This window comes from Lunatimonas sp., assembly GCF_020832325.1.
Taxonomy (GTDB): domain Bacteria; phylum Bacteroidota; class Bacteroidia; order Cytophagales; family Cyclobacteriaceae; genus Lunatimonas.
Genome location: NZ_JAFIEU010000026.1, coordinates 48,900 through 60,133 on the forward strand (window position 1 = coordinate 48,900; position 11,234 = coordinate 60,133).

Genomic DNA, 11,234 nt, shown 5'->3' on the forward strand with positions numbered 1-11,234 from the left:
AATTGTCATTCTCGGTAAATCGCCGCCAACGCAGAAGGTAGATCGGCGTAGGTATACGCAAAGCCGGTTGCTTCGATTTTTGCGCTGCTCACCTTGTTGCCGCCTAGCACCATCTGCGCCATCTCGCCCAACACCAACTTCAAAGCAAAGCCCGGTACGCCAATTGGCACAAATGGCTTACCCGCGGCCTTGGCAGCGGCCTTCGTCAGTGCTGCATTGGTAGCTGGATGGGGACCAACCGCATTAAACACACCCTGCACATGAGAATGCTCCAGCGCATGCAAAAACATCCGCGCCAAATCCCTGACATGTATCCAACTCAGGTATTGGCGTCCATGCCCAAGCGGGGCTGCAACCGGCGGCTTCAACATCTCAGGCAGGGCACCTCCACCCTTGGCCAAGACAATCCCTATGCGCAGAATTGCCGTACGGATACCTAAGGTAGCGATTTTTTCCGTTTCCCCTTCCCATTTTTTAACAACGGAAGCCAAAAAGTCCATGCCCGGCAGGCTATCCTCACGCTGTAGGACCTCACCGGTGTCAAACCCATAATAGCCCACCGCACTCGCCGAAATAAAAGCCTTTGGCTTGGAAGCCAGCTTTTCAAGACTGTCATACAATAGCAGCGTGGATAGGATTCTGCTTTGCAGGATTTGGCGCTTGCGCTCGGCTGTCCAGCGCTTCTCTGCCACTCCTGTACCCGCTAGGTGAATGATGCCATCGCACCAGGTTAGGGCATCCGCATCCAGCTCTTGTTTCTCGATGTCCCAAAAGAATGACTTTTGACTGTTTTCGTTGGGGCTCCGGCTTAGCCAGGCTACCTCCTTTCCTTCTTGTTCGAGAAGCCGGGTGATTTCACCACCCACTAGGCCCGAACCGCCCGTGATCAATATTCTGTTCATATGTCTTTATTTGCTCTTCACTTGCCCCATGGGATGATCGCCTCATGCGCCGATTGACGCTGGCCCATCCCACGCCATGCAACGTTATACTTACGTAGGGTCGGTATTGTTCAAAAAGCATTCCATCAAGTCCGAATTCCGGTCATTTTCCCACCAAGACCTACTTGGATAGGATCAAAAATAATCCAATTTGCCGCCAATCCATAATAAAATTCCAAGCCATTGGCTATATTTGCCCGCATGGGTGATGGGGTACCACCCAAAAATCGGCCGTGCGCCTTTCAAGACGCCTGATTTTTTGAACCGCTTCTTAGGAATGCTGATGACTCCTACTTCAACAAATGGAACGCCGGTTCCGGACAAACCATTGCAAAAAATACGTGATAACCCATGTTGAAGAGGAACAAATTTATCTTTGCGCTATACAAATTCAATGTTCGGGAATTTCTTCCAACCCTGCTTTTCACCCTGAAATGGCTGCTAGTAGCCTCTGCCGTCGGCTTGTTGGCTGGGTCGGCGTCGGCTATCTTTCTCTTGTCTCTGGAATGGGCGACGAACTACCGTGAGCAAAACCTCTGGATCATTGCCCTGCTGCCGTTGGGTGGCTTGCTTATCGGCTGGGTGTACCACCGCTACGGAGAGTCAGTTGTGAAAGGTAACAATCAACTTTTAGAGGAATTTTACAACCCCCTCAAAATCATACCGCTACGTATGGCTCCTTTGGTCTTGTTCGGTACGGTAGCCACCCATTTGTTTGGGGGATCTGCCGGAAGGGAGGGTACGGCCGTGCAGATGGGCGGTGCGATTGCAGACCAGTTTACCAAATGGTTTCGGTTGGCCACCGAAGATCGAAAGGTATTGATCACCATGGGCGTTGCCGCCGGATTCGCCTCGGTATTCGGCACTCCGTTGGCGGGTGCAGTGTTTGCACTAGAGTGGTTGATCATTGGCAGGATCCGCTACGATTCCATTCTCCCTGCTTTTTTGGCGGCCTATATTGCCGATTATGCCTGCGCCTCCCTTTGGATGGTGCCTCATACCCACTACGAGATTCCAGTCGTACCCGACCTTTCCCTGACATTGCTGCTTTGGATAATGCCGGCGGGCATTTGTTTTGGGTTGGCCGGTAGGCTATTTGCCAAGGCAACCCATTTTTGGAGTGGCCTGTTTGGGAAGTACCTGTCCTATCCACCTCTGCGTCCTGTGGTAGGAGGTGTGATCATTGCGCTGTTTGTGTACCTGACGGGAAGCACCAAATACATCGGACTAGGAGTACCCACCATCGTAGATGCCTTCTCGGAGGACCTTCCCTGGTACGACTTCCTGGCAAAAATCGGAACAACTTCACTAACGCTTGGTGCCGGATTCAAAGGCGGCGAAGTAACACCACTATTCTACACAGGTGCCACGCTGGGTAATGCACTTTCCGGCATCATTCCCCTTCCGGTAGCACTGCTGGCAGGCATGGGTTTTGTAGGTGTGTTTTCGGGGGCTACCAATACCCCGCTCGCCTGCACGTTGATGGGAATTGAATTGTTTGGAGCTGAAAGTGGGGTATATGTGGGACTCGCCTGTGTCCTGGCATACCTGTTTAGTGGTCATGCCGGTATCTACCATTCACAGATCATTGGCTCGCCCAAGCACCATCGGTTGAAACAGGTCAAAGGAAGGAATCTCGGTCGCTTGTCCTGATCGATTGATTTAGCATCAATTTGGGGAATTCCTTTCTCGTTTGGTCGGGTCTCATCAATCTTGAATTTCCAGAAATTCCCTGGCACTGCTCGATTTTAGTAAATTAGGTATGGAAAATAGTCTTTGGAAACCCACAAGCTTTGTATTCCTACTGGTATTTTTCCTTGCCTGTAAATCCACCCGCTTGGCGGAAAATGAACCGCATGACTTTCAAGTCACTTGTTACACCCTTCTGGACAGCATCGAGGCAAACCGTCCCGATGAGTTTGACCTAGGCGCCTACGAGGAAACCGCTCGGGAAACATTTAGTGAAAAAAGTCTCCTAATGGCCAATGCGCTTAACCTCAACGATGAGTTAGCCAAATTGGTAGGGCTTCCTTCCTCTCCGGATCAACAATGGGAGCATTTTATCCATTACCAGGAAATTGTAAACAAGATCTCACTGGCCGAGCTGGAAATCTCATCGCTCAGCGCTGCCCTAAATTGTGAAGAAGACAAAGTAGAGCAGCTGGCGTGGTTTCTGGACCGGGAGGAGTCCAAGGTCTCCAACCGGCGCACCATTGCGGGTATTTTAACGGATGCCTCCGCCAGCTTGGTTTCCGCAGCCATCGTGCTATGGGCCGCAAATGGCAATACCTTTCGGCAATTATTGGGAGTAGGTGCCTCGCTCGCCCAAATCACCCTCAATCTCATCAACAAGAAAGAGACTTTTACCGTCTCATTGGAGCATGACATCAACATTTTAAAGGAGGTTTTCGAAAACGACGAGGACGCTTACAGCAACGTAATTCCTCCCTCGGTTTGGTACTATATCCACAAAGAAAATATGCACTTCCTTGGCGGAAATGTGCGGGAGAATCTGCTACTTTCGCTGGAAAACTACGACGTTTCCGGAAGTTTTGATCTATGCTTATCAGATGGGGGGCAATACAATGTAGATCAGTTGCGCCTTAGAGGCGCCATGCTGGACTTGGTATCCTCCTACGTGGACCTCATGAAACAGGACCTGCTTATTTTTCGGCGTGAGGTGATGGCCTATCGAAGGAAATCTCCCCAGCATTCCCCGGAATCAGGAACTCAGGACGACTAATCTAGTGGGGAACCGCAGGATCGGCAGTATCTGGCATCGGCTTCATGGTCCTGCACCTGACACTGATGGCAAATCCGTCTAGAAACGGGATACTGACTCCGCTGCTTGGCCGCTGTAAGCTCAGAAGACACGATGCCGGTAGGCACGGCGATAATCGCATAACCGGTCAACATAATCAAGGAGGCGATAAACTGCCCAAAATCTGTTTCCGGCGCGATATCACCATAACCAACCGTAGTGAGGGTAACAATGGCCCAATACATGGACCTAGGTATGGAAGTGAAGCCGTGATCCGGACCCTCCACGATATACATTAGGGAGCCCATCACCAGTACGATAGTCAACACCGATCCCAAAAAAATCTGAATCTTCAAGCGGCTTTGCCGGAGGGCGTTCTTCAGGATAGTGGCTTCCTGAACATATTCCGTAAGCTTCAGGATACGCAGAATGCGCAGAAATCGCAATGCCCGAATTACTGTGAGATACTGACTGGTAAAGAAAAAGATGCTCAGGTAGGTTGGCAAAATGGCCAAAAGGTCCACTAATCCGTAGAAACCAAAAACGTAACCCGTCTTCCGGGTGCTTAGCCAAATCCGAAGGAAGTACTCGGCCGTAAAAACAGCGGTAAAAAACCATTCAGCCGCATAGAGAAACGTCCCAAAACGGGCATGTATTTCCGCCACTGAATCCAAAATAACTACCAGCACGCTCAGTAATATTAACACCAAAAGAAGGACATCGAAGCCCTTGGAGGCCTTGTCATCTGATTCAAAAACGATATGGGCGAGGCGTTTTTTTGAAGGCAGCATAGGTAGATATTTACGCTAAATTACAGCGATACCCCACATTATCCAAATAGCCTAAAAGCCCGATGTTCAAACAGGCCCATTAATTCCATCAAATCTGTAAAAAAAGCCACAGCAGGTCGCCGTGGCTTAAATGACTGAATTCTATATAACCGGGATCGCTACCAATAGATCTCTGCCATCACGGGGAAGTGATCCGAAGGATAGCGGTTATGGTAGGTGTCGGTAAGGATACCGTAACGTTTTACCTTGATTTTGTCGTTTACAAAAATATGGTCAATGCGCTTGTCAGAGCTTTTGGTGTTGTCAAAGCTGTTGAAGGTGCCATTATTGGCGTACCGAATCCTGGCTACATCGTGGGTATCGGAAAAACCTGGCGCGTCGCGCATCACTTTGTACGGATCAGAGTCCTGATCTACGTTGAAGTCCCCGGTCACGATCACCGGGTTGGCGGGATCTGATAGCTCAGCTACCTTTTTCAGGATAAGCTGTGCGCTCTGCACCCGTGCTTCCCAGCCACGGTGATCAAAGTGGGTGTTGAAATGGAAGAACACATCCCCGGTTGCTTTGTCCTTAAACTTGGCCCAAGTCACGATGCGCGGCAGTGCAGCATCCCAACCTTTATTGGGTTTGGTGGTATCCTCGGCCAACCAAAATGTCCCACTGTCTAGCACATCGTACTTGCCTGCATGGTAAAAGATGCAGGAATATTCGCCCTTTTCGGCGCCGTCGTCTCTACCCACACCTACATAGGCAAAGCCCGGCAGCATGCGTTCAAGATCTTTCACCTGGGCATGAAGTCCCTCTTGGATCCCGAAAATATCAAACTCGTGAAAGCGGATCAGGTCCACGGCAGCCTGTCGGCGGTTTTCCCACGTATCGGGATCATCGCCAGGATTGGCATAACGGATATTGAAAGTGGCCACTTTTAAACTTACGGACTGCGCTTGCACCCCAAAGGCAAAAGCGAACAGCCCTAAAAAAAGGCAGTAGGTTGATTTTATAAAGTTCATCTGGGTTTTGATTTGATTGTGATTCAAAGATAAAGGATTCCGGCTAAGAACAAACGCCTGCGCTTTTTTGAAGTTATGGAAAAATATTCTCTTTCACCCACTCAAGCGTTCGTTTCACATTCAAAATTAAGTTGTATATTTCCTCTTATCGTTGTATTTAGCATGTTTTTAAGATTTTCTATTAGGCTACATCTATGCGCCGACACGATCTGGACTGGCTGAGAGTGCTGGTTTTCGCCCTGCTCATATTTTACCACGTAGGTATGTTTTTTGTACCTTGGGGTTGGCATATCAAAAACAACGTCATCTATCCAGATGCACGCTGGCCCATGCTGTTTGTCAATCAATGGAGGTTACCCATTCTCTTTGTCATCTCCGGTATGGGAACCTACATTGCGTTGGGAAAGCGATCGGGGGGGCAATTTGCTTGGGAACGCATCAAGCGGCTCTTGATACCATTAGCGATAGGCATGGCCCTCATCATTCCCCCGCAGGTTTATTTTGAGCGATTGGCCAGAGGTCAGTTTAGCGGATCTTATTTAGATTTTTGGCCTTCTTATGCCTTCTTAGGAGTTTATCCAGAAGGTAATCTTTCCTGGCACCACCTGTGGTTTTTGCCTTATCTTTTGTTATTCTCTCTCATTTCCATTCCTTTACTGCTCTTTGTACGCAGCCACCCCCAATCAATTATAGTAAGGGCTATGCGTCGGCTTGCCTCCACCCCATATGGTTTGTTTGGGTTGGTGATTCCCTTATACCTTTGGGAAAGTTTTCTCGAACCCTTTTTTCCGTCTACCCATGCGCTGATAGGCGATTGGTTCAACCTTGTCAACTACCTCACCTTTTTTCTGTATGGATTCTTGCTTATTTCAGTGAAGGAGGCCTTCTGGAAAACCACAATACAACATAGAAGGAATTTGCTCTACGTAGGTGTAATCATGTTTGGCATGATGGTAGCCTTGAGGCAACTGTTTGCTGATTCCACGCTCGTTCACTTTATTGAAGCCGCATTTAAGGTCATCAATCTCTGGGCTTGGATTTTGGTGCTTTTTGGCTATGCTGCAACCTATCTAAACCGAAAAAGCGAATCGCTTTCCTATGCAAATGAAGCAGTATATCCATTCTACATCCTGCATCAAACGATCACCATCGCCATCGGATATTACCTTATGGATTCACCAGCTGGCTTTTGGTCCAAATTTGCGATGATGTCGATAGGTACTTTCGGTATGGCCTGGTTGATCTACGAATTTGGAATAAGGCGCTGGAGTCCGATCCGACCCCTGTTTGGTCTAAAGCCGCATAATGGAAACGCACCGGCCTAGCTATATAGGATAGTACCTGAAAGCATATTTATTAAATGTTAATGCTGCCAAGATGAACAGGAACATACAAAATACAAGTTTACCGCAATCGCTGCGCTAACCTGCCTGACTTTTTTATAAACGGTCTAGAAGTCCAAGTGCCGAAAAAACAAACGATACCAACCCTAGGCCACAGCATGAACAAGATGAAGCGATTGAGGAGTTCATAGATCCCTATCCTACCAAAACCAAGAAAAAAAATTCTCAAACCGAGGCAAAGAATCCCGAAAGATCGTAACTAAAAATAACTCGGTTCACAGTATTTGGTGCTCTTGCAATTTTTTAACCACGGCCTGAATGGCGTTGGAGCGCACCGCTGGATGGGTTTGATCGGGATTATCGGTATTCACCCAATAGGTCACGGATAGCTTGTATTGATTGCCCACCATGTCTGTTACCTGGACTTCCGCTCTACGTTCCTTCTGTAGAATACCCGGTATATCATTGAGGGCATTCATTATCAGTCCTTTCACTATGGAAATATCCGCAGCTATCGGGATATTTAGCTCAAATGAAAATGCCAAAAAGCCATCTATTGTAAAGTTGAAAAGGGGTGACTTAATGATGTTGGCGTTGGGGATAAACACATCTTTTCCATCCCGTGTTTTGAGCTGAATATCCCGAAGGTTTAGCGCCAATACCTTACCGCGAATACCGTTAATTTCTACAATATCCCCGACTCGAAAGGGGCGTTTGAAGGCGAGAAGTATGCCCGCAAGGAAATTTTCTCCTATATCCCTCAAGGCAAAACCTATTACAAAAGCAGTTATACCGGCCCCCGCCAGCAAGCCACCCACAGCAGCAGAAAGTCCCAAAAACCTAAACAGTACAGTCAGTCCGAATAGCAGCACAAGAATTCGTATAAAAGAACCGATAAAATCGGCTAAAAGTGGGTCGCTAGTGCGTCGTGTAATCCGCCTTTTGGTTAGATCACGGGCCCATTTCGACAGAAAAACAGATACTAAAACAATTATCAATGCAAATCCAAGGGCAATCGACACACGTTCTACACTGCCTAGGTCACCTAATAGGATTTCTTTAATGCGGTCAAAGGAATCACGTATATTCATTATTAATTGGCCAAATCGGAGAGTACCATGTTTTTTTAAAGGGTAAGAAATAAGCCTAGTACCGCAAAATGTACCAGCGTAAAATTATAAACCTCGTCCACATTGGCCCCACCTTCAAGAATCCGGTAGCCAAATTTAACGTCGGTTTTTGAGGTAAGTGGAACCCGGCTGCCTAAAAAAAAGTCAAAAGCCCTGCCCGGACCTCCGGCCAATCCATCACCGTCCAAGTAAACCTTCATCTGATTCGCTAACGTGTATTCGCCATATAGGTGCAGCAAGGGAACAAACCCCAGATCGTCTTTTCGGTCGGCTTTGCCCATTTCATTATCCAATCGTACACTGGCATCACGCACTTTTGCCGTAAAGCCAAGTCCCAGCCTCCAGGGCCCCTCCACATAAACATCCCTCCGATAGGTAAGCCGGTAACTGTTAAACTGATAAAAGCCGGCGAGTTGCTCTCCCTGATCAAAGACTGTTTGTTGAAAGGCAATATCCCTTGGTGCCACACCTTCGTAATTGATAAACAAGGGAGCGATCAAGCCAAAAAGATGGTTTCGGTCGTTCCAAGTATATCCTACGCGCAACCTAATGGGAACGATGGAACCATCTACTGAGAAATCTCTCTTGAAGCTAAACAGCGTTCCGCCTTCATTTGGAATCCGCACATCATTGTACCCCGTAAATGGGATGCCCGTTTCGGCATCAATGGTCCACTGTCCCTGTGCCATTAACGGGCCGCTAAGCAGGGTACACGCTAGCATCAAGCCACAGTATAAAAGGAATTTGCAGGAAAAATCAAAAGGCCAATGGGTCATCTATCTGTAATTTTTTGCGGTTTTTTTGCCAGGCTGCTATCGGATAGTAAATCTGGCCAATAGGAGACGTTCAAATACTGGGATATTTTTCCCGGCTAGGACTTCCCCTACCATTCTTTTGATTCCGTGGTCCAAGATTCATGCCATTCCCCACTGATTGTGCCGGCTACCGGGCCGCCTGAAGGTCCTCCAAGCAGGCGATAAGGTAATCCAAGTCCTCGTCGGTATGTGCCGCTGATAACACGATGCGGTTTACGGGCGCATCCTGTGGCCCTGGGTAAGGAAAAGAAGATACCACCACCCCTCTAGCCGCCAATGCCTGTACCCAAACCGGATTGGCGAAGGAAATGACAGGGTACTCGTCCGCGGTATAAAACGCTGGTAGGTCCGATAGGCGGGCTGTCAACGCAGCTACCTTCTTTGCCAGAACCTCCTTTTGGTGCAGGTAAAGCGCCTGTCCCTGTATAAAGGCATGCAAAAATGGCGGCGCAGGGGGAGAAGAGGAACGGTATATGGGATGCTGCCGGACAGCAGCAATCCAATCGGCATTTCCCAACAGAATACCAGCCGGCAGGGAAAGTGCCTTTCCCAAGGAACCGCATACACACAGATTGATCGGAAGGTGGGCCCATCGCTGATACGTTCCGAAGAGGGTATCACCCACTACCCCAAAGGCATGGCTGTCGTCAATCAACAGGTGGTATTGGTTAACTTGCGGGAGCTGACCTACCCAGTCAAAATCGTGTACTTTTGGTATTAGGGGATTAACGGCATTGGCCAAAATACCTATTCGGTGCCCCATCAGGGACTGCGCCTTCTGCATGCAGGACTCCACCCAGTCCTCGTATGACTGTGAGGGTACACCGGTTTTTCCCTCCGGTAATATAGCGGGATGCGCATCCGGTGCAATCCAAAGGAGATCCACCTCCGGCTTTAACGACTGAATGGCAAGGTGCCCGGCCAAGAATCCACTGCTGAGCAAACAGGAATCTGTAGCCCCTGCTTCCGAGGCAAAGAATGCCTCAAAGGCATCGTAGATCCCCAACTGTACGTTGCTGTTCCGGCTGGATCCATGATTAACCCCGTGCAATGCAACGCCTTGATGGATCAATTGCTCAAATTCCGGCACACTACCCATACCCAAATAGGAGGTGCCGGCAAACTGTAAATAACGTCTGCCTTCCTGAAAAATCACCGGCTGAGCTCGGTCGGTTACGAGGCGAATTTGCATCATGGCTTAAACTAGCAAGGCTCCTGTACCTGGTCTATCGGGAAATTGGACCCCCTCCCGTGTAATCTTTACCCCTGTCGCTATGTCCGTTGCCAATAACATAGCCCCATCCATGTCTACATAGTCGAGCTGTGGCGCGATATGGGCAATGGCCGATATACCTACACTGGATTCGGTCATGCAGCCCACCATGGTTTTCATACCCAACCGCTTTGCCTCCTGAATCATCCGTAGTCCTGGCGTAATGCCTCCGGCCTTGGTAAGCTTTACATTGATTCCATGAAAAAGGCCCGCGCATTTTTGCACATCCGCCTCCACAATGCAGCTTTCGTCGGCAATAACAGGCAGGGCACTGCGTGCATATACTTCCTTCATCCCCGCCAAATCATCTTTGGCCAACGGCTGCTCCATAAATTCCACATTAAGCTGCTTCAGTTCATGGGAGTAGCGAATGGCCTGTTCTGCGGTCCAGGCGCAGTTGGCATCGATGCGGAATACTGCGTCCGTATGTCTTCGCAACTCGCGGATAATCTCCATGTCGTGGTCGGTACCCAGCTTAATTTTGTAGAGGGGCCAGTCAAACTCACGCATCTTTTCCACCATTTTTTCCACCGAGGCAATGCCAATGGTAAAGTTGGTCAGGGGAATGGTGCCCGGATCGAGGCCCAGGTGTTCGTAAAGCTTCTCACCGCGCATTTTGGTGTATAGATCCCAAGCCGCCATATCCAAGGCACATTGGGCAAAGGGGTTATTGGCAAAAATTGTTTTGGTCTTCTCCCAAAGCAGAGGTGGATGCTGTATGGATTCATTTTCTAGGATCTTTTGAGCATCCTCCAGGCAAGCCGTCATATTCTCTACGGTGATACCATAGAATGGGTTGGTCGTAGACTCCCCGAGACCGTAGGTGTCTCCGTCCCAGAGGCGAACGATCAGGGTGGTCTGCACATCGCGGCTTTGGTGGGCGATGGTAAAGGTATGCTTGAGCGGCAACTGCCTGACTAAAATCTCAATCTTCATAGGGCAACAAATAACAGGTTTTGGAATTTCCGAGCTGTAGCATCCAACCGGATTAGTGGTTATAAAGGTAATTCAGAATCCGCTTTAAAGGAATAAACGGTCGGTATTTGATTGTATGAGGGACACTGCAACCAAAAATGATCCATTCGGGTTATCTTTGCTACTGCCAATTAGACAATTGTTCAATCCCTGAGCGTACAATAAATCGTTGTCCATGGTAATTCAAAAATTAAA

At 48.6% G+C, this 11,234-nt stretch carries 10 protein-coding genes and 1 riboswitch; of the genes, 3 read left to right on the forward strand and 7 right to left on the reverse strand.

The annotated features are described in order from the left end of the window. Positions 1-5 precede the first annotated feature (5 nt). The gene (locus JJU34_RS09910; protein ID WP_228692198.1) at positions 6-902 is read right to left on the reverse strand and encodes a TIGR01777 family oxidoreductase; all 897 of its coding nucleotides are present in this window, start codon (positions 900-902) and stop codon (positions 6-8) included. Between the two features lie 234 nt (positions 903-1,136). Beyond that, a riboswitch (Fluoride riboswitch) is annotated at positions 1,137-1,241 on the forward strand. 51 nt (positions 1,242-1,292) lie between these two features. Here JJU34_RS09910 and JJU34_RS09915 point away from each other — a divergent pair. Continuing rightward, positions 1,293-2,594, forward strand: a complete 1,302-nt coding sequence (locus JJU34_RS09915) for a voltage-gated chloride channel family protein (protein ID WP_228692199.1) — start codon at positions 1,293-1,295, stop codon at positions 2,592-2,594. 109 nt (positions 2,595-2,703) lie between these two features. Beyond that, a complete protein-coding gene (locus JJU34_RS09920) occupies positions 2,704-3,684 on the forward strand; it encodes a hypothetical protein (RefSeq protein ID WP_228692200.1) in 981 nt (326 codons plus the stop codon). On the opposite strand, the gene JJU34_RS09925 is transcribed toward JJU34_RS09920, so the two are convergent. Together JJU34_RS09925 and JJU34_RS09930 are read right to left on the reverse strand one after the other, a co-directional pair. After that, positions 3,681-4,493 carry an ion transporter gene (locus tag JJU34_RS09925; RefSeq protein WP_228692201.1) on the reverse strand — a complete coding sequence of 271 codons (813 nt, stop codon included), beginning with the start codon at positions 4,491-4,493 and terminating at the stop codon, positions 3,681-3,683. The genes JJU34_RS09920 and JJU34_RS09925 overlap by 4 nt on opposite strands. A gap of 158 nt (positions 4,494-4,651) precedes the next feature. Next, a complete protein-coding gene (locus JJU34_RS09930) occupies positions 4,652-5,503 on the reverse strand; it encodes an endonuclease/exonuclease/phosphatase family protein (RefSeq protein WP_228692202.1) in 852 nt (283 codons plus the stop codon). A 194-nt stretch (positions 5,504-5,697) separates the two neighbouring features. Between JJU34_RS09930 and JJU34_RS09935 the strand changes: the two genes are divergently transcribed. After that, entirely contained in the window at positions 5,698-6,828 is a 1,131-nt protein-coding gene (locus JJU34_RS09935; protein WP_228692203.1) for an acyltransferase family protein, read from the forward strand. Between the two features lie 293 nt (positions 6,829-7,121). Here the strand turns inward: JJU34_RS09935 and JJU34_RS09940 are convergent, their stop codons facing one another. The 4 genes from JJU34_RS09940 to JJU34_RS09955 form a co-directional block, all read right to left on the reverse strand. After that, entirely contained in the window at positions 7,122-7,937 is an 816-nt protein-coding gene (locus JJU34_RS09940; protein WP_228692204.1) for a mechanosensitive ion channel domain-containing protein, read from the reverse strand. Between the two features lie 35 nt (positions 7,938-7,972). After that, on the reverse strand, positions 7,973-8,698 hold the full coding sequence (locus JJU34_RS09945; RefSeq protein ID WP_228692205.1) for a hypothetical protein: 726 nt from the start codon (positions 8,696-8,698) through the stop codon (positions 7,973-7,975). Positions 8,699-8,918: 220 nt separating this feature from the next. Further along, the gene (locus JJU34_RS09950; RefSeq protein ID WP_228692206.1) at positions 8,919-9,986 is read right to left on the reverse strand and encodes an aminotransferase class I/II-fold pyridoxal phosphate-dependent enzyme; all 1,068 of its coding nucleotides are present in this window, start codon (positions 9,984-9,986) and stop codon (positions 8,919-8,921) included. Between the two features lie 3 nt (positions 9,987-9,989). Further along, positions 9,990-11,000, reverse strand: a complete 1,011-nt coding sequence (locus tag JJU34_RS09955) for a dipeptide epimerase (protein WP_228692207.1) — start codon at positions 10,998-11,000, stop codon at positions 9,990-9,992. Positions 11,001-11,234: the final 234 nt, after the last annotated feature.

Bases quoted from the DNA above. Each gene is read 5' to 3' on its own strand.
- JJU34_RS09950 (WP_228692206.1), bottom strand. From the start codon at position 9,986: ATGATGCAAATTCGCCTCGTAACCGACCGAGCTCAGCCGGTGATTTTT.
- JJU34_RS09945 (WP_228692205.1), bottom strand. From the start codon at position 8,698: ATGCTAGCGTGTACCCTGCTTAGCGGCCCGTTAATGGCACAGGGACAG.
- JJU34_RS09915 (WP_228692199.1), top strand. From the start codon at position 1,293: ATGTTGAAGAGGAACAAATTTATCTTTGCGCTATACAAATTCAATGTT.
- JJU34_RS09930 (WP_228692202.1), bottom strand. From the start codon at position 5,503: ATGAACTTTATAAAATCAACCTACTGCCTTTTTTTAGGGCTGTTCGCT.
- JJU34_RS09935 (WP_228692203.1), top strand. From the start codon at position 5,698: ATGCGCCGACACGATCTGGACTGGCTGAGAGTGCTGGTTTTCGCCCTG.
- JJU34_RS09955 (WP_228692207.1), bottom strand. From the start codon at position 11,000: ATGAAGATTGAGATTTTAGTCAGGCAGTTGCCGCTCAAGCATACCTTT.
- JJU34_RS09920 (WP_228692200.1), top strand. From the start codon at position 2,704: ATGGAAAATAGTCTTTGGAAACCCACAAGCTTTGTATTCCTACTGGTA.
- JJU34_RS09910 (WP_228692198.1), bottom strand. From the start codon at position 902: ATGAACAGAATATTGATCACGGGCGGTTCGGGCCTAGTGGGTGGTGAA.
- JJU34_RS09925 (WP_228692201.1), bottom strand. From the start codon at position 4,493: ATGCTGCCTTCAAAAAAACGCCTCGCCCATATCGTTTTTGAATCAGAT.
- JJU34_RS09940 (WP_228692204.1), bottom strand. From the start codon at position 7,937: ATGAATATACGTGATTCCTTTGACCGCATTAAAGAAATCCTATTAGGT.